This is a genomic window from Bifidobacterium sp. C0047B3 (assembly GCF_056590535.1).
In genome coordinates, this window is sequence record NZ_JBWPWH010000001.1 from 170,930 (window position 1) to 189,322 (window position 18,393).

Here is an 18,393-nt window from a genome sequence, read left to right on the forward strand (position 1 = left end):
GAAAGCAATTCGGAGCGCCGAGCTTGCTTAGAGTTGAAAGCACGGTGTGCTTTCAACGCAAGCGAGGTCTGCCTTCGTCAGTAAAGACGAAGGCAGGGCAGGTTCGCTTGGTAGTTCATTGGGAATTCTGCTGTGATTGGCGTGCGTGACGACCTGCTTGAGCGCATAGAGCGTAGCGCGCGAAAGTAATTCGGAGCGCCGAGCTTGCTCAAGTTGAAAGCACGGTGTGCTTTCAACGCAAGCGAGGTCTGCCTTCGTCAATCGAGACGAAGGCAGGGCAGGTTTGTGTGGTGGCGCATTGGGATTTTGGTTGTGTTTCATATGCGTAACGCTTTGCTTGCGTAGCGCTTTGTTTGCATAAGTGCCTATAAATCAATTTGCCGCCAGGAATGTTGATTCTTGGCGGCTATTTTATTTTATTCATATTAAGTTGCTTACCGTTGCGCGAGTTCGTGGGATTTCTTGAGTTGCGATTTTACCTCCCTAAATATCAGTTTCGCCCCCAAATTCGTCATTTGAAATGCTTGCGTTAGAATTGTTTTCTTGTGCCTTATTGTTATGCTGTACTTGATTACTTTCTTTCGTATGATCATTTTTAGAGGAATCAGCGTTTCGCTTTGTAAATTGAGTAGTTCCACGATTTAAATCGTGACCAATAGTAGCCGCTTCTAAAATTATGCGATTATAATCATTCCCGTCTTTTGTCCAACTTTCAGTACTCAAATTTCCAGAAACAACAATTGCATCACCTTTATGTACGCTTTTAAGAACGTTTGAAGCCAAAGTGCGATACGCCTTCACAGTCATCCATGTAGTTGGGCGCTCATGCCATTGCTGCTCATCATTTCGATAGTAAGATTGTGTGCTTGCAATTCGTAGAGAACAAGCAGGAGAATTTTCGTTACGTCCAAAACTTATTGGTTCTGCGCCTACAAATCCGTTAATAGTCACAGTTGACTGTTGTTGTACCATATTCATCATCCTTTCACGATTTGGACTGCAGTCATTTCAGCCCCGAAATCAGAGCTACCATTGCCCTGAGCTTCGCAGCCACAAGGAAATGCCGCAGTAATAACAACTATGAATGTTTTTAGATAGTTGTTCTAGAAAATTCTTTTATTGTGGTTAAAAGATATGTTTTAACCACAATTTATAAAAAATATTGACAATAAAACCACTTGTTAAAACAGCGAGAGTGCAAGCATTTCTCAATAATTCCTCATTAAGCGATATTATTAGCCTATATTTGTTGCATTGAATGGACAGAAGAAGAGTTTTACTATGAAAAATAATAAGCAGGGATTGGTGTGCAATCTAGCTATGCATATAAATTCAAGCTCATCTAACTTATTTAAATCATTTAGTTTTAAATCGAATAATTTAATAAATTCGAAGAATACAATAATTAAAAATACTGTAGTGAAGCGTATTGTATGTTCGCTAATAAGCCTGTTCGCTGTAGTATCCTTTGTGTGCTTGCCTGCGCAAAGCTACATGAAAATGAATTTGATGGGCGTAAATTCCTTAGAATTAAGCAAAGAAGCATCTAATTCAGCTGCGTCAAGCTTGTCTATTAAAAACCCGATTATTAAACAAAAAAACGTTGCACGTAGTGTTGGTTGGGTTCGATCTGTTGATGTGGTGCGTTATGTGTTGGCTTCAATTCGTAATGCGCGTTCGCGTTTATACGACGATCGTAGTATTTACTTTGAAGGAATTCCTTTGCAAGATTATGTGAGTCGTTGCGGTTTAACTAAACAAGCTTATGTGAATAATATTCAATACGATTCCGCAAATGAAGAGGATGCGTATCGTCGCGCGCAAGAGACTGCTCAACATGGTAAATTTGGTCATTTTGCTCCAGATGGTAAAAGTGCACCTAATTTCGATGGTAGAAAAGCTTGGGGTGAAAACTTAAGCTGGGGTACAGATCTTGCTGGTTCTATGCGCTTATGGATTCAAAATGAAGAGGGACCGTTGCGAGCTGCTCGTGGTGCTTTTACTGAGGAAAATGGTCATTTGTATCAAATTTTGAATCCACGAAATATTTCTTTTGGTTATGGTGAAGCTCAAGGCGGTCCATACGGCATTGTTGGCGATTTAACATTGTCAGAATATAACGGTGATATTGACTACCCTGATGGCAAGATTGGTTATGGAAGTCCTCAAGTTTATCGTCGTCCTGCTGCCGTAGCGAATAATACTAATACAGCTAAATCCGATAAGGATAAAAAGGACGATAAAGACAAGAAGGACGATAAGGATAAGAAGGACGAGAAAGATAAGAAAAAACTTAAGGATAATAAATCTAGCAAAAAGAAAGTATTTGAAAAAGATAAGCATTTAGCCAATAAGGTTAATTCTCAGGTTGCAAATAGTAAAGATTCCGCTAAAAATACTGAAAAAACTGGTATTTCTGGAATTGTGGTTGCTGTAATTGCAATTGTAATTATTCTTTGTGCTGTAGCTGTGTGCTCTGTTTTGCTTTATAAGTCGCGCAAAAATGCGCGTGCAAAAGCTGCTTCTGTAGATGCTGCTTCTGCTGATGAGGCTGTTGCTGTTGATAATGCTCCTGCTGTAGCAGAAGAAGCTGTTTCGAATGAGACTGTCTCGCAAGATTTTGCTGCAGAAGCTGCTGGTAATGCTCCTGCTGAAGAAGAAGCTGTTTCTGAAGGTTCTTCCTCTGTAGAAGAATAAAACTTATAAAGCAATATAAATTAAGCCTGCAAACGTTAGTAAAGAACGCTTGCAGGCTTTTCTATTTTCTATTGTCAGTTTTCTATGTTTAATTTTCTATGTTTAGTTTTTTATGCTCAATTTGAGGCATTTTACCAAATGTGCACGCGCTCGCTTGGGTCGAGCCACATCTCGTCGCCTTCTTTAACATCGAAGGCATCGTAGAACAAATCAACGTTTCTAGCAATGCCGTTAGTGCGGCATTCTCGCGATTAAGTTCATTCTACGTTATAGATATTTATTACCTGAAAATTTATAGATAGTTATTTTATTTATATAAATAAGTGCTTATGATTCTGTATATGGAAGGCAATATTTCTTATGCTATAGGCATTGACGTCGGTTTAAATTCAGTAGGTCTTGCTGCAATTCGTTTGGATGATTATGGTGAACCTATAAGAATACTTAAAGCAATGAGTGTTATTCATGATGCTGGTATTGATCCAAATGGGGCAAAAGAATCTGATACGCGTAAAGCAATTTCTGGGGTTGCGCGGCGCGTGCGCAGGTTGTATCGTCAGCGCAGACGTCGTTTGCAGAAACTTGATTTTCTATTGCATTCATTGGGTTTGCCTGTTGTTGAAAACAAGGATTTAGATTTTTCTAATTCGTTTATTCCATGGATTTTTCGTGCAAAACTTGCTGATGAATATATTGCAGATGAAGAACAGCGTAAACAAATGTTAAGTGTTGCAATTCGTCACATTGCTCGACATCGTGGTTGGCGCAATCCTTATCAGTCAATAAAGTCAATGATGCAAGAGACTGAGTATTCTGAATTTTACAATGAGTTGCTAAAAAATATTGAAAAGTTTGCGCCAGGAGTAGGTTGTGAAGGTTCTACGCCTGCGCAATTAGTACGCGATTATCTTTTATCGCAACAAGGTAAAGCCTCGCGTCGTTTACGTATAACTACAGACGATAAAAGGGAAGATCATCCCAACTCATTAGATTCTATTTTACCACGTAAGCTAATGCAAAGTGATAACATGCTTGAGATTCTCAATATTTTCAATGTGCAACATATTGATGACAAGTATGTTAGAGAGCAGATTATTAATGCTGTTTTTTATGCTAAATCTCCGCGTGGCTCTGCAGAAAATCGTGTTGGCAAGGATGCTATAACAGGAAAAGGTAAGCGTGCACTAAAGGCATCGTTAACGTTTCAGAAATATCGAATCATATCTACTATTTCTAATCTTCGCATAAGAGAAAATTCAAAAGAACGTTGTTTAACAATAGAAGAAAAGCAAAGTGTTTATAAATTATTAACAACTTCGATTGATGGGCCATCAAAAGAAGAAAGCGTTGAAGCGCCATTATATACTTGGATTGATGTAGCTGATTGCCTCGGAATTGAACGCTATAAGTTGCGTGGAGTAGGATCACAAATAGGAGATGGAGAATCTGTTGGTAATCGTCCGCCAATGTTGAATAGTGAGTTAGCTATTATTTACGCGAAGGATGAATCTTTAAGGGAATGGTGGTTAGCTGCTAATCGTACGCAAGAAGATAAAGAAGCTCTTATTGAGATATTGAGCAACACGGTAGACATAGGAGCAATTCATGATAATCCTGAATATCAAGATAAGTACGGTTCAGTAATAGCGTTTATTGATTCAATGGATGAAACAGAAATTGCGGCATTAGAAAATATTTCATTACCTGATGGTCGTGCTGCTTATAGTTTGGAAACATTAGATAAACTCAATAAACAAATGCTTGAAACTGATGATGATTTATTTGAAGCGCGTAAGAAGTTATTTAATTTACCAAATAATTGGCGTCCATCTGAAGCTCCTATTGCAGAGCCAACAGGTAATCCTTCAGTTGATCGAGTATTGAAAATTGTGCATCGATTCCTTATAAGTGCTAAAAATCGTTGGGGTAATCCTGAACGTATTAATATTGAACATGTTCGTTCTGGATTCAAATCTAAAAAAATGGCGAATTCATATAAGAAATTATTAGATAAACGAACAGAAGGTAAAGAAAATCTTAAAGCAATGATGCGGAATTCTTTGCATTTAGGCACGAGTGATTCTATTTCAGATGCAGATATACGTCGTTATGAGGCTGTTCAACGTCAGAATGGGCAATGTTTGTATTGTGGCTCTGAGATTACTTATCATACTTGTGAGCTAGATCATATTGTTCCGCGTAAGGGACCAGGTTCTACGAATACTCGTGAGAATTTAGTTGCTACTTGCTCATCGTGTAACGCTCAAAAGTGTAATACTCCTTTTGCAACTTGGTGCGAGGAGTCTACATATTGCAAGAATCATGATATTAGTGTAGATTCCGCTATTAATCGGGTTCGTGCTTTTATTTTCCCTCCTAACTCATACGACAAACGCGGTGCTAGCCAATTCAAAAAAGAAGTTATAGCTCGCCTGAAACAAAAAGTTGGTGATGAAGCGTTCGATAATCGCTCTATTGAATCGGTTGCATGGATGGCAAACGAATTGCATCGTAGAATTGATTGGTATTATAATTCGCAGAATTATCAAACAAACAATGGTATTTCCGATATAACTAATAAAGCTCAAACAAATGTTGGAGTTTATGCTGGATCGCTTACTGCTATAGCAAGAAGAATGTCTGGAATTGACGGAAAACTAGAGTTCTTTGATGGTAGAAGAAAAACTCGTTTCGATAGACGACATCATGCAGTTGATGCATCAGTAATTGCAATGATGACTCCAGGAATAGCTCAAATACTTGCAATTAAATGCAATCTGCGTGAAACACAGTTATTGCAAGGTAATAAAGTGGTTCCCGGTGATATTGATTGGAAAGAATATCCAACGGCTAATGATCAAGGATATCAGCAATATGCTAATTGGTCTGTTCGTATGAATGCGCTATTGAAACTTCTTAATGAAGAAATGAGAGCTGATCGTATTGCTGTGGTTAATTCTATTCGTTTGAGATACAGTAATTCTTCTGTTCACCAATATGAGGTACATGCATTATTGAAGTTGCATGTCGGTGATGAAATCGACAGTGAAACAATCCGACGTTCTTCTACTCCTGCACTTTATTGTGCTTTGACAAGGAATCCTGATTATGATGTAAACAATGGTCTTCCTGAAAATCCAAATAGAACTATCCTGTTGCATAATAAGAAGTTAAATGCTGATGATTCGATTACTTTTTTCGAAGCACAAGCAGCGCAGCTTTTCGTACGAGAAGGTTCTGCAGAGATTGGTAATTCTATCCAGCATCTACGCATTTATGAATGCTTTAAAAAGTTGAAAAGTGGAAAAGTTCAAAAATCTTATGGAATGATTCGTGTATTTCAAAATGATTTGCATAGACATATTCATGAAGATTTATTCTCGTGTGATTTGCCTGAGCAGTCTATCTCAATGAGATATGCTGATACGAAAGTCGCTCATGCTGTGCAAACAGGTAATGCTAATTATCTCGGATATCTTGTTCCTGGCGATGAGATTATCGTTGATTTTAGTCATGTTAAATTATCAGGAAATATAGGTACATTTGTAGAATTCCTAAACAAGATAGGAGCAAATTGTGCAGCATATAACCATTGGGTGGTTGTGGGTACGGACGATAAAACAACTTTGATACTTAAACCATCGATGATTTCTTCTGAAGGAATTGACAAGTTGTATTCGAATTGCAAGCGCAATAACTTCGATTATTCTTCTTATGAAAAATCTATTAATGAGATTCTAGTTGGTAAAGGTTGGCGTGTTTCGGTTAATGTGTTGGCCAAGTATAACACAGCAACTATTCGACGTAATGCGTTAGGTGAAGTGCGTTGGGCATCCCATTCGCATTTACCTATCTCTTGGCGTTGGAATACTGGAGAAAATAGAGAATAGAGGAATTATGCAGAATGCATGGCGTGTGATTGATTGCACTAATTTACAAGGTGAATTACGGTATATTCGCGGTAGGATTTTAGTGTGTGATCATGCATTAGAGCAGAAAGTTGAAATTCCGCTAGCTGAAACGGCAATATTGCTTATTGGTTTGCATTGTAATTGTTCTGCAGGTCTTCTTCATCAGTGTGCTGAATATGGTACTTGCGTAATGACCTGTGATTGGCGATGCGTTCCTGTCAGTGCTATGCATTCGTGGACAAATGTTCCTACGAGAATTACCGTCCGTCAATTGTCGCAGGCAACAATGAGTGTTCCTCGAAGAAAAGCAGCGTGGGCTCAGATTGTTCGCGCGAAAATACGTGGACAAGCGGCTTGCCTTGATTTATTAAATAAAGATGGAGGTGGATTATTACGAGGATTATCTAATACTGTTCGTTCTGGGGATGTAACGAATAGGGAAGGTCAAGCTGCTCGTGAATATTGGAAACGTATTTTTCCCGAGGAAGAAGATTTTCATCGTAAACCCGGGTCTGGTCAAGATAGGAATGCTTTACTTGACTATGCCTACATGGTATTGCGTGGTTTTTCCATTCGTGCAGTTTTATCTGCTGGTCTTAATCCAACAATGGGTATGAATCATCATAATGGTACTAATTATTTCTGCTTAGCAGATGACATAATTGAACCGTTTAGACCAGCTGTTGATTACGCTGTTTCAAAATTATCATTTTTAGATACTCCAAATGATAAAGCAGTTAAGAAGTATTTAATCGACAGCGTTAATCAACAGTTTAATGGTTCTGGACATACTATTCCTAGTGCCTTATCTGATTTAGCTCAATCATATGGCATTTATGTGGAAAAAGACGTGGAAGAATTTCAAGTACCACAATTCGTAAGGAGTGGATTATGAAAGTCGATGAGGACAGTGGTGGCATGTGGTGTTTAGTAATGTTTGATTTACCAGTGAAAACAAAAGTGGAGCGTCATGCTGCAACTGTATTTCGCAATATGCTGCTTGATATGGGATATGCAATGGTGCAATTTTCTGTATATGTTCGTTATAGTCCCACTCAAACAGGAAATAGAACTTCAGTAAAAATAATTAAGGATAATCTTCCGCAGCGTGGATCTATACGCATTTTACATGTCAGTGATCATCAATGGTCATCTGCGCAACGTTATTACAATGCCAGGCAAGAAAAGAAAGAAGAAACCCCAGATATCGCTATGCTTTTTTAATCGTAAAAAGCTTTATAATAGTTGAAATTCTACCATTCTTGACGATATACCAATTATATCAAGAATGGTAGAAGCTAATTTTCAATGTGGGTACACGCAAGAGAGCAAGTCCCCCAATTATATCAAGAATGGTAGAAGCTAATTTTCAATAAATTACTTACGCTATCAACACCCGAGACAATTATATCAAGAATGGTAGAAGCTAATTTTCAATCACCATACGCTTTCACGTCAGCCTCACTCAATTATATCAAGAATGGTAGAAGCTAATTTTCAATTAACGCCAACAGAGCATGACGGCGACATCAATTATATCAAGAATGGTAGAAGCTAATTTTCAATGATATATTTTAAGTGCTCTGTGTCATCTCAATTATATCAAGAATGGTAGAAGCTAATTTTCAATGTCTTGCGTTGATTTAGTGCATGATTTTCAATTATATCAAGAATGGTAGAAGCTAATTTTCAATGGCCGCATTAGCAACCGGCATCAGAATACAATTATATCAAGAATGGTAGAAGCTAATTTTCAATGAAGCTGGTTTGAGTCGCACTCGTCACCCAATTATATCAAGAATGGTAGAAGCTAATTTTCAACATCATGCGTCGATTTAGTGCACGATATGCAATTATATCAAGAATGGTAGAAGCTAATTTTCAACGGTTCTATAATCGTATGCTCCCTAAATACAATTATATCAAGAATGGTAGAAGCTAATTTTCAACGCGCATCATGGAAAGCGTACGCACCACACAATTATATCAAGAATGGTAGAAGCTAATTTTCAACCTTAACGTTGAATATGCGCTCGCAAAAAGCAATTATATCAAGAATGGTAGAAGCTAATTTTCAACAAGCCCTGATGTTTCGAAACCGTCGATGCAATTATATCAAGAATGGTAGAAGCTAATTTTCAACTAGTAAATAAAAACGGGGAAGCTGGAAAGCTTCCCCTGCAGTGATAATCATCAAAACTGCTGAGCAATCAAACTGGATAACAAGTCCAGTCTTATTGAAAATTAGCACTTCTAATATATCATTTTTAAGAAATAGAAAACAAGTGAACTTTTCTAAGTTTTGCTAAAAAATTTAAAAAATAACATATTGATATAATCAATAGATAGTGTAGTTGAAAATATTTTCGCTTTACGCATGTTCGCGTTTTCTAAAAAATGTCTTCTGGAAGTGTATGTAGGACTATAGGCTCAAAAGTGTGTAAATCTAAGCTGTGATGAATATTCTGTGACATAAACTAGCCTCAGCACCGTTACTAACTCAGTTATCTAACTGAAAAAATAACGGTAATCACCCAAACACTGTTAAAAACTCAGTCAGTAGACTGAGAAAACAACGGTCATGCGTTACTAGTGCAGTAAGTAGACTGCGCTAATAACGAATAATTGAGATTTATCGTTACTCACGCAGTACTTAATCTGCGTTAATAACAAATAAGCTGGGTTATATGTTACTGGTGCAGTACATAAACTACACCAGTAACAGCGTTTGATGATTTATTGTTAAATACTCAGCTAATACCTACTTCGAACGCCACTGCGCATAAGGAATAACCCAAATTATTTAAGCGTTATCTGCGCAAGACAAGCAAACGCACTATTGCTTTACCAAATGTGCACGCGCTCGCTTGGGTCGAGCCACATCTCGTCGCCTTCTTTAACATCGAAGGCATCGTAGAACAAATCAACGTTTCTAGCAATGCCGTTAGTGCGGCATTCGGCTGGGGAGTGTGGGTCGATTTGAAGCAGCTGTTCCGCAATCTCATTACGAGCCTTGGAACGCCATACAAGTGCATAGCTTAAGAAGAATCGTTGCAAAGCAGTGAAACCATCTACTTCAGGAGCGTTCAGCAAAGTTTCGCGAATAGCATCGTCACTTCCGTCAATTTCACGTCCTTCACTCTTTTGTAAAGCGAAAGCGTATGCTTTAAGCGCAATAGTTACGCCGCTTAAATCGCCAATATTTTCGCCGATTGTTAAAGCACCGTTTACGTGAGGCATCGCATTGCGCTCAGCTTTGTTCTTTAAGTGAGAGTATTTAACAATCAGCTGCGTTGGTGTAAAAGCGTTGTATTGCTCAATAAGCTTTTTAGTGCGCTCAGCAAAGTTAGCTTTGTCTTCTTCAGTCCACCAATTGTTAAGCACGCCGTCGCCGTCGTATTCGCAACCTTGATCGTCAAAACCGTGACCGATTTCGTGACCGATCACGGCACCAATAGCGCCGTAATTTGCTGCGTCTGGAGCGCTCGGGTTAAAGAATGGAGGTTGCAAAATTGCAGCTGGGAACACGATTACGTTCAGCAGAGGATCGTAGTAAGCGTTCACAGTTTGCGGAGTCATCTGCCATTCTTCGCGATCCACAGGATTTCCAGCTTTTGCAGTATTCCTACCGAAGCCAAATCGATAAACTTCGCGCATATTCTCAACTAAATCAGCATCTTCCTTAATATTTAGCGCAGAATAGTCAACCCAATGATTCGTGTAACCAATATTTGGCTCAAACTTGCTAAGCTTTTCCAAAGCCTTCGCTTTAGTTTCCTCGCCAAGCCAGCTGCTGTGAGAAATCGACTCGCGGTAAGCGTTAATAAGATTGTCAACTAAGCCTTTCATATACTCTTTAGAAGACTCAGGGAAATGCAATCGCACGTATTCGCGTCCAACTTCCTCGCCGCAAGCATTGTCAACAACTCCAATTGCTCGCTTCCAGCGGTCGCGCTGTTTTGTTGCTCCAGAAAGCACTTTGCCGTAGAAATCGAATCTAGCTTCTGCAAAATCTTCGCTCAATAAGCTTGCCCAAGACAAAATCACGTGCACGCGTGCCCAAAGCTTTAAATCTTCTAAGTCGGCTTCCTGCCAAATCTTATTCAATCCTTCTATAAAGCTTGGCTCGTGAACTACTACTTTGCTAAAAGCTTCACGAAGATTGATTGTCTGATGTGCTTCTTCTTCTAAGTTATCGTACGCTTTTTGTGCAGCATCTAAGAAAGCGTCGAGATTAAGCGCTTCAAGATTTTTTGCCAAATCAGCATAATCGCAAGGATTATAAGTTTTTTGAGAATCGCGAGTTGCAACGTTATCCCAATGCTTGCTTGCAATCTGCGTTTCAACATTCAAAAAACGCTCGGCTTGCGTTTGGGTAGTAGTGGTATCTCCGTAACCGGCCAATCTCAACAACGAAGCTACCATTTTTACGTATTCAGTACGAATTGGAGCGTAATTATCTTCGCGATAATATGCTTCGTCTGGCAAGCCCAATCCCGACTGCTCAATATGCATAATATTCGTCTTAGGATCTTTAGGGTCTCCGTAAACGCCAAAAGCAAACATTGCATCTGGGCCGCCGTACGGATTAAGCTCGCCAATAGTGCGAACCAAATCTTCCTTAGTTTCTGCAGAATCCACAGCGTCTAAATCGCCCTTAATTGGCGTAATTCCAGCTTTTTCGATAGCTGCAGTGTCTAAATAGTTACGGTATAAAGTTTGCGACTTTTTAGCTGTGCAATCTTCGCTTTCTAAAATATCTCGAATTTGCGTCTCTGCATCTTCTGCAAGCTTGTGGAAAGCACCATACATTGGTTTGTCTTCTGGAAGAGTGTAAGTGTCAATCCAAGGACCGTTTACGTAACGGAATAAATCGTCTTGTGGTCGAGTGACCGAAGAGAGGGATGCAGGGTCGAAATCTACAGCAGAAATTTCCTTCTGCAATCCCTTATTTTTACTATTATTTTCATTGTTGTTAGACATGAGATTAGCTTACAAGTATTAAGCGACACTATTAATTAATATTTTCCGCCATATTTTCTCATTATTTTCGCCATATTTTGCGCTATTTTCGTGCCTGCGCGTTAGTCTTAAAGCATGATTGAACTTAAAACTCCATCTGAAATTGAAGCGATGAAGCCTGCAGGTCGCTTCGTCGGTAGCATTCTTAAAGACTTGAAAGCAATGACCAAAGTTGGCACGAATCTTCTTGAGATTGATGACTTCGTTCGTCAGCGAATTATGAGCCGCAAAGGTGCCTCTTCTTGCTATGTTGATTACGCTCCTGATTTTGGTACAGGACCTTTTGCGCACTATATTTGCACTTCTGTAAACGATGCTGTTCTTCACGGAGTTCCATACGATTACAACCTTAAAGACGGCGATTTGTTAACTCTTGATTTGGCAATTAACGTCGACGGATGGGTTGGTGATTCTGCTATTAGTTTCGTTGTTGGAAATCATGCTGATCCTGAGGATTTGCGCTTAATTAAGTGCACTGAGGAAGCACTTGAGGCTGGTATCAATATGGCTCAGCCTGGCAACCGTCTTGGCGATATTTCTGCTGCTATTGGATGCGTTGCTCACGAGTATGGTTACAGCGTAAACCTTGAGTTTGGTGGCCACGGAGTCGGTCATATTATGCACGGAGATCCGCACGTTCCTAACGATGGCACTGCTCACCACGGATACAAGCTTCGCCCAGGTCTTGTGATTGCAATTGAGCCATGGTTCTTAAAGACTACTGACGAAATTTACCAGGATCCAAAAGACGGTTGGACTCTTCGCTCTGCTGATGGTTCTCGCGGTGCACACACTGAGCATACGATTGCGATTACAGAAAACGGTCCTGAGATTTTGACCGTGCGCTAAACTTATAAATAGTTGATTTTGTAAGTATTTTGCGAGTAGTAATTGCGTAAAACAGGTATGTAAAGAGGTACTTTAAGTAAATGGCGGAATTTGATTTTTCCCAAGCATTAAATGATGTTGAAGCAAAGTATTCTTCGATTTCTAAAGCACTAGATGTCGATTCGTTGAAGGCTACGATTGCTGATTTAGAAAAGCAGGCTGCAGAGCCCGGACTTTGGGATGATTCTGAGCATGCTCAGCAAGTCACAAGTAAGCTTTCTGCAGCTCAGTCTCAATTGAAGCGTTTGCAAGCTGTTGAGCAACGCATTGAAGATACTAAGACTTTAATTGAGCTTGGTGAAGAAGAAGGCGATGCTGATTCAATGAATGAGGCTCAAGAAGAGCTTGGAAATATTGCTCACGAGTTGGACGATATGGAAGTTCAGACTCTTCTTGACGGCGAGTATGACGCTCGTTCTGCAGTTGTTACGATTCGCTCTGGTGCGGGCGGTGTGGATGCTGCTGATTTTGCTCAAATGTTGCTTCGTATGTACTTGCGTTGGGCTGAGCGAAATGGCTATAAAACTAAGATGATGGATACGTCTTACGCAGAAGAAGCTGGTATTAAATCCGCTACTTTCCAAGTTGATGCCCCTTATGCGTATGGTCGTCTTTCTGTAGAAGGCGGCACTCACAGAATGGTTCGTATTTCGCCATTCGACAATCAAGGCCGTCGCCAAACTGGCTTTAGTGCTGTTGAAGTAATTCCTCTTGTTGAAGCTACGGATCATATTGATATTCCGGATTCTGACATTCGCGTGGATACTTTCCAAGCTTCAGGACCTGGCGGCCAGGGAGTGAACACTACGTATTCTGCTGTTCGCATTACGCATTTGCCAACCGGTTTGGTTGTTTCTATGCAAGATGAACGAAGCCAGATTCAGAACCGCGCTGCTGCAATGGCAGTTTTGCAATCGCGTTTGCTTGTGCTTAAGCATGCTGAGGAAGCTGCAAAAAAGAAGGAACTTGCTGGAGATATTAAGGCAAGTTGGGGAGATCAAATGCGCTCTTACGTGCTTCACCCTTATCAGATGGTGAAGGATTTGCGAACTGGTTACGAGACTTCTCAAACTCAAGCTGTTTTTGACGGCGATATTGACGGTTTTATTGAAGCTGGCATTCGTTGGCGTCACGAGCAGCGAGTTGCAGCTCAAAAAGAAGCTGAAGCAGAATCTTAAATAAAACTAAAGATAAAGCTAAATCTAGAACTAAAAACCAACAATTACACATAATCTTCGGAAGGAATTGAAACAATGTCGCTGATTTCATTAGATCATGTGTCAAAAATATATCCTCGAGGTACACGTCCTGCATTAGACGATGTATCTTTGCATGTAGATCGCGGAGATTTTGTGTTTCTTGTTGGCGCTTCCGGTTCTGGCAAAACTACATTGCTTAGTTTGCTGCTTCGCGAAGAAGAAGCAAATGGTGGGGAAATTCACGTAGCTGGTAACGATTTGCGCAGACTTTCTAACCGACAGGTGCCGCAGTATCGTAGATCTCTTGGTTTTATTTTCCAGGATTATAAGCTGCTTAATAATAAAACAGTTTATCAAAATGTTGCTTTTGCTTTGGAAGTGATTGGCACGAGTCGTTCTACGATTCGCTCGCTTGTGCCTCGTGTTCTTGAAACTGTTGGTTTGACTGGTAAAGAAAATAATTACCCACACGAGCTCTCTGGTGGTGAAGCGCAGCGAGTTGCAATTGCTCGCGCATACGTAAATCACCCTCAAATTATTCTTGCAGATGAGCCTACTGGTAATTTGGATCCGACTACTTCTCTTGGAATTATGGAAGTTTTGGATGCTATTAACCGAACTGGCACAACGATTGTTATGGCTACGCATAATGAGGAAATTGTGAACTCAATGCGTAAGCGAGTTGTGGAGCTTCATGCTGGAAAAATTGTGCGTGATGAGCGTGAAGGATCATATGATTCTGCATTGTATTTCCCAGATAGTGAAGTTGAGCATAATTCTAAAGCACAACAAACTGTTGAAAATTCTCAAGATCAATCAGATCGCGATGCTCAAAAATCAATTGCTCAATCTGAGCATACCGAACGCCATAAGAGGCTTTCTAAAAAAGCTCAACGTGCGGCTCAAGCGCGTGAAGTTGTTGACATGGTAACGCAATCGTTGAAGAGTGACACTTCAGAAAATGAAGGAATTGCGCGCCTTGCTCAGTCTGTTCATTCTGGCAGAACTGGTCGTTACGGCGAAGTGTTCCAGTCTTTGGAAACAACAATGACTTGGGGACGCGGATTGATTTCTTCAAACGATAATGAAGATGTTGAAGAAGATGATTTAGAAGTTGAGATTTCGGAAGATAATAAAGAATCCTCTGAAGCTGCCGGAAATTCAGAAACTGCAGAAACTGCTAATACTACTGAGACTACTGATAATAATGAAACTGCAGAGACTAATGAATCTCACGAAACTGCAGAATCTCACGAAATTCGCGAAACTGCTGAAGACTCTGAAGTGAGCAAAGAATCACAATCTGAAACCAGTGATGAGTCGCAATCCGAAGCAGAAAGTAAGTCACAATCCGATGCTGAATCTGAGCGATTCGAGCGTAAATCTCAGCTTCCTCCTATGCCTCCAGCTCCGCCTAAGCCACCTGTTGCGGCTGCAAATACTAATAATAAGAACATTAGTGTTGACGATAGCAATAATGACACTAATAAAACTGAAGGAGCAGAGTAATGCGTTTAAGATTTATTTTTTCCGAAACATGCATTAGTTTGCGTCGTAATGTTTCGATGATTCTTTCGGTTATGCTTGTAACGTTCATTTCTTTCCTTTTCATTGGTGTTTCAGTGCTTATGCAAGCGCAAATTACCAAGGCAAAAGGTGACTGGTATGACAAAGTAGAGGTGGTTGCTTGGCTGTGCCCGGATGGAACTAGCCAATCTCCTTCTTGTGCTTCTGGAAAAGCGCCTACTAATGCCGAAATTGTAAAATTGGAGCATATTATTCACCAAGAATTAGGTGATGATGTTTCAAATATTACTTATGTTAGCCGCAATGAATTTTATAAGAACACATTCTTAAAGCAATATCCTAACGGAATGTATCAAGGACGTACTTTAACTGCGGCAGATATGCAAGATTCGCTGCGATTGAAGCTTACTAATCCTATGAAATATCAGGTTGTTTCAGAAGTTCTTTCTGGACGCGACGGTGTGGAAGAAGTTGTTGATCAGCGTCAGATTTTTGATCCTGTTTTCAGTGTGCTTAATCGCGCTACTGTTGTGACTATTGTGCTTGCAGCAGTTATGGTTGTTGTAGCTATTATGCTTACTGGCACTACGATTCGAATGTCTGCTGCTAGCCGACGTCAAGAAACTGAAATTATGCGCTTAGTTGGTGCCTCTAACTGGACTATTCGCATGCCGTTTATTCTTGAAGGAGCGTTCGCGTCGTTTGTAGGTTCTTTACTTGCTGGTGCTGCGCTAAGTTTAGTAGTTAAAGTTTTTGTAACTGATTGGCTTGCGCAGAATGTGCGTTGGATGCCATTTGTTACTCAAACAACTGTGTGGCTATGCGTTCCAGTACTTGTAGCTGGTGCAGTAGTGCTATCTATAGTTGCTTCTGCTATTGCTTTGAGGAGATACTTAAAAGCTTAAGATGCAAAATAATAGATGCGTAATTATTTGCGTTATTTTCGTATCAGCATTGTGAAAGTAATATTTTAAAAGATTTTAAGTAGAAACTCGCATGATTCCTTGTATTACGGTATAATTCGCAATAGTGATGTTGAAAGGGAAGTGATATGAGCGAAGATCGACATAGCATGTATGTAATTCGACGCACTAATACTGTAGTGAGTTTAATAGTTGCTATTTCAATGATGTTTGCTGGTGTTGCTGGTACATTATTTAATGCGTCTACTGCAAGTGCTGTCAATATGAAGGAATATAGGCGCAAAATACAACGAAACGAGAACCTGAAGCGCCAACTTGCTGGTGTAAATAAACAACTTGCAAATAAAATCATTGAATTAAATGATTTAAATGAGCATAAAATTCCAAATCAAATACGAGCTGCTCAACAAGCAGAAGAGCAAGCTTCTCAAGCGCGCAGTCTTGTAGAATCAACGCAGCAGCGTCTAGAATCTGCGCAAAAAGATAAGCGTGATTTGGAAGAGAAAATTAAAAAAACTGGTGAAGATTTTGATGATGCTAAGGCTGCTGTAGCGCAGCTTGCTCGTAAGAGTTTCCATGGTTCTCAAGCATCTAATGTTATGAATATTGTGACTAAATCAACTACTACAGAACAGTTTGTTGGGAAGTTGCAATCCGAAGCTGCTGTTGCTAGAAGTGAAGCAAATGCTGCTAATGATGCTGCTATTAAGTTGAATACTTCTATGAATCGTCGTCAGCGTTTGGCTGCTATCGAAGCAGAAATCGCCAAGTTAAAGCAACAGGCGGACGCTCAAGCACAAAGTGCTCAAATTGCTGCGAAAGCTGCTAATGATCGCAAAAAGTCTTTGCAAAGTTTGCGAGATCATGGTGAAGAGATTCGCAAGCAGCTAGAAAGTCAAAAGAGTAGTTTAACTTCTCAGTCTGCTCGTGAAGCTGCAGAAATTATAGCAATGAAATCTGCTATTGATGCTCAAGCTCGTGCTCTTGCTAATAAGTCATTTGCTAAAGCTGATCCGAATGCTGGTAATCGTCAGCAATTAAATGGAAGCTCTGGAAGGAATATTTACCTTCCTCCAATGCAACTTTCTAATGGTGCTGCTAATGGTATGAATTATACTGTTCCTGGAAATTGTGCAGAGGGTTCTAAGTCCTGCTACGGGCATGATACTGGAAACACTGTTGGCGGTTCTGCTTATCCTGCACGTCAATGCACGTTATGGGCTTATTTGCGTCGTTCGCAACTTGGTCTGCCTGTTGGTTCCTACATGGGTAACGGTGCCGAGTGGGCGAATACTGGCCGTAGGCTTGGATATTTAGTTAATAGAACTCCACATGTTGGTGCTGTTATGGTGTTTGCTCGCGGTCAACGCGTTGGCAACTGGAATGCTGATTGGCAATATGGACATGTTGCGGTTGTGGAACGTGTAAATGCTGACGGATCAGTTCTTATTTCTGAAGGTGGAACTGGTTTCTCGACATTCCCTGCTTATGAAACTATTTATAATCCAGGCGATTACGAGTATGTGCATTATTAAATATAAGCACTTCAAGGTTTTCAATTTGTTGAAATTGAATGCGTTGTAAGTTTACGACTTATTGTTCTTGCCATAAGATAGTAGTATCTTATGGCAAGTTTCTTTTGTGCGTGATGTGTACTGGAGGGGAATTATGGCAAATAAGCCTGCGCAAGATGGCACTGTTACTGTGGCACAAAACCGTAAAGCGCATCATGATTATGTGATTGAAGATTGTTATGAAGCAGGTCTTGCTCTTACTGGTACTGAAGTTAAGTCACTTCGCGAAGGGCGTGCTTCTTTAGCTGAATCATTTGTGAATATTGATCGTCGCGGTGAAATGTGGCTTGAGGGAGCAAATATTCCTGAATATTTAAACGGTACGTGGAATAATCATGCTCCTAAGCGCAAGCGTAAGCTTCTGCTTCATGCTGCTGAGATTGCTAAGCTTTCTAGGCAAACCGAAGCGAAAGGCTACACTGTTGTGCCTTTGCGTTTGTATTTTAAGGGAAGTTACGTAAAGGTAGAAATTGCTTTAGCACGCGGTAAAAAGGAATTTGATAAGCGTCAGGCTTTGCGTGAGGAGCAAGATAAGCGAGAAGCTTTGCGTGAAATGCGTTACCGTAATTTGCGTTCTCGTGAGTAGTTTATGTCGCTTTCCAGTTAGATTCCGACCGAAACTGCTCAGCCGTGAGTAGTTTTGGTCGCAAGT

12 protein-coding genes, 1 pseudogene and 1 CRISPR repeat array are annotated in these 18,393 nt (G+C 40.1%); of the genes and pseudogenes, 10 read left to right on the top strand and 3 right to left on the bottom strand.

The genetic code is table 11. The features are described from left to right. Nucleotides 1–483: 483 nt before the first annotated feature. Complete coding sequence (locus AC1EKT_RS00530; protein WP_415683774.1) at nt 484–972, bottom strand: single-stranded DNA-binding protein; 489 nt, start codon at nt 970–972, stop codon at nt 484–486. Nucleotides 973–1,494: 522 nt separating this feature from the next. On the opposite strand from AC1EKT_RS00530, the gene AC1EKT_RS00535 reads away from it, so the two are divergent. After that, nucleotides 1,495–2,697 carry a CAP domain-containing protein gene (locus AC1EKT_RS00535; RefSeq protein WP_481615863.1) on the top strand — a complete coding sequence of 401 codons (1,203 nt, stop codon included), beginning with the start codon at nt 1,495–1,497 and terminating at the stop codon, nt 2,695–2,697. Between the two features lie 131 nt (nt 2,698–2,828). On the opposite strand, the pseudogene AC1EKT_RS00540 reads toward AC1EKT_RS00535, so the two are convergent. Beyond that, nucleotides 2,829–2,942 (bottom strand): annotated as a pseudogene (locus AC1EKT_RS00540) (M13-type metalloendopeptidase); the annotation flags it as partial. Between the two features lie 84 nt (nt 2,943–3,026). Here AC1EKT_RS00540 and cas9 point away from each other — a divergent pair. Genes cas9 through cas2 form a run of 3 tightly spaced genes read left to right on the top strand, consistent with a single transcriptional unit; the run spans nt 3,027 to nt 7,832 of the window. Next, the gene (cas9, locus tag AC1EKT_RS00545) at nt 3,027–6,587 is read left to right on the top strand and encodes a type II CRISPR RNA-guided endonuclease Cas9 (RefSeq protein WP_481616215.1); all 3,561 of its coding nucleotides are present in this window, start codon (nt 3,027–3,029) and stop codon (nt 6,585–6,587) included. 7 nt (nt 6,588–6,594) lie between these two features. Then, entirely contained in the window at nt 6,595–7,503 is a 909-nt protein-coding gene (cas1, locus tag AC1EKT_RS00550; RefSeq protein WP_481615865.1) for a type II CRISPR-associated endonuclease Cas1, read from the top strand. After that, nucleotides 7,500–7,832 carry a CRISPR-associated endonuclease Cas2 gene (cas2, locus tag AC1EKT_RS00555; RefSeq protein WP_481615866.1) on the top strand — a complete coding sequence of 111 codons (333 nt, stop codon included), beginning with the start codon at nt 7,500–7,502 and terminating at the stop codon, nt 7,830–7,832. The genes cas1 and cas2 overlap by 4 nt, the downstream gene beginning before the upstream one ends. A gap of 50 nt (nt 7,833–7,882) precedes the next feature. Then, nucleotides 7,883–8,751: direct repeats of the CRISPR family, unit length 36 nt; unit sequence CAATTATATCAAGAATGGTAGAAGCTAATTTTCAAT. Nucleotides 8,752–9,452: 701 nt separating this feature from the next. Here cas2 and AC1EKT_RS00560 read toward each other — a convergent pair. Beyond that, nucleotides 9,453–11,591: a M13 family metallopeptidase gene (locus AC1EKT_RS00560; protein WP_481615867.1), complete on the bottom strand. Its 2,139-nt coding sequence runs from the start codon at nt 11,589–11,591 to the stop codon at nt 9,453–9,455. A gap of 114 nt (nt 11,592–11,705) precedes the next feature. On the opposite strand from AC1EKT_RS00560, the gene map reads away from it, so the two are divergent. From map to smpB, 6 genes are all read left to right on the top strand, one after another. Beyond that, nucleotides 11,706–12,479: a type I methionyl aminopeptidase gene (map, locus tag AC1EKT_RS00565; RefSeq protein ID WP_119526255.1), complete on the top strand. Its 774-nt coding sequence runs from the start codon at nt 11,706–11,708 to the stop codon at nt 12,477–12,479. An 80-nt stretch (nt 12,480–12,559) separates the two neighbouring features. Beyond that, nucleotides 12,560–13,696, top strand: a complete 1,137-nt coding sequence (gene prfB, locus AC1EKT_RS00570; RefSeq protein WP_375169357.1) for a peptide chain release factor 2 — start codon at nt 12,560–12,562, stop codon at nt 13,694–13,696. A gap of 75 nt (nt 13,697–13,771) precedes the next feature. Next, nucleotides 13,772–15,226 carry a cell division ATP-binding protein FtsE gene (ftsE, locus tag AC1EKT_RS00575; protein ID WP_481615868.1) on the top strand — a complete coding sequence of 485 codons (1,455 nt, stop codon included), beginning with the start codon at nt 13,772–13,774 and terminating at the stop codon, nt 15,224–15,226. Continuing rightward, nucleotides 15,226–16,149: a permease-like cell division protein FtsX gene (ftsX, locus tag AC1EKT_RS00580; protein ID WP_391495919.1), complete on the top strand. Its 924-nt coding sequence runs from the start codon at nt 15,226–15,228 to the stop codon at nt 16,147–16,149. Before ftsE ends, ftsX begins: the two co-directional genes overlap by 1 nt. Nucleotides 16,150–16,295: 146 nt before the next feature. After that, a complete protein-coding gene (locus AC1EKT_RS00585) occupies nt 16,296–17,702 on the top strand; it encodes a CHAP domain-containing protein (RefSeq protein ID WP_481615869.1) in 1,407 nt (468 codons plus the stop codon). Nucleotides 17,703–17,835: 133 nt separating this feature from the next. After that, a complete protein-coding gene (smpB, locus tag AC1EKT_RS00590) occupies nt 17,836–18,327 on the top strand; it encodes an SsrA-binding protein SmpB (protein ID WP_415687629.1) in 492 nt (163 codons plus the stop codon). Nucleotides 18,328–18,393 lie beyond the last annotated feature (66 nt).

Bases quoted from the DNA above. Each gene is read 5' to 3' on its own strand.
- ftsE (WP_481615868.1), top strand. From the start codon at position 13,772: ATGTCGCTGATTTCATTAGATCATGTGTCAAAAATATATCCTCGAGGT.
- AC1EKT_RS00585 (WP_481615869.1), top strand. From the start codon at position 16,296: ATGAGCGAAGATCGACATAGCATGTATGTAATTCGACGCACTAATACT.
- prfB (WP_375169357.1), top strand. From the start codon at position 12,560: ATGGCGGAATTTGATTTTTCCCAAGCATTAAATGATGTTGAAGCAAAG.
- AC1EKT_RS00530 (WP_415683774.1), bottom strand. From the start codon at position 972: ATGGTACAACAACAGTCAACTGTGACTATTAACGGATTTGTAGGCGCA.
- cas1 (WP_481615865.1), top strand. From the start codon at position 6,595: ATGCAGAATGCATGGCGTGTGATTGATTGCACTAATTTACAAGGTGAA.
- smpB (WP_415687629.1), top strand. From the start codon at position 17,836: ATGGCAAATAAGCCTGCGCAAGATGGCACTGTTACTGTGGCACAAAAC.
- map (WP_119526255.1), top strand. From the start codon at position 11,706: ATGATTGAACTTAAAACTCCATCTGAAATTGAAGCGATGAAGCCTGCA.
- AC1EKT_RS00560 (WP_481615867.1), bottom strand. From the start codon at position 11,591: ATGTCTAACAACAATGAAAATAATAGTAAAAATAAGGGATTGCAGAAG.
- cas9 (WP_481616215.1), top strand. From the start codon at position 3,027: ATGATTCTGTATATGGAAGGCAATATTTCTTATGCTATAGGCATTGAC.
- cas2 (WP_481615866.1), top strand. From the start codon at position 7,500: ATGAAAGTCGATGAGGACAGTGGTGGCATGTGGTGTTTAGTAATGTTT.
- ftsX (WP_391495919.1), top strand. From the start codon at position 15,226: ATGCGTTTAAGATTTATTTTTTCCGAAACATGCATTAGTTTGCGTCGT.
- AC1EKT_RS00535 (WP_481615863.1), top strand. From the start codon at position 1,495: ATGAAAATGAATTTGATGGGCGTAAATTCCTTAGAATTAAGCAAAGAA.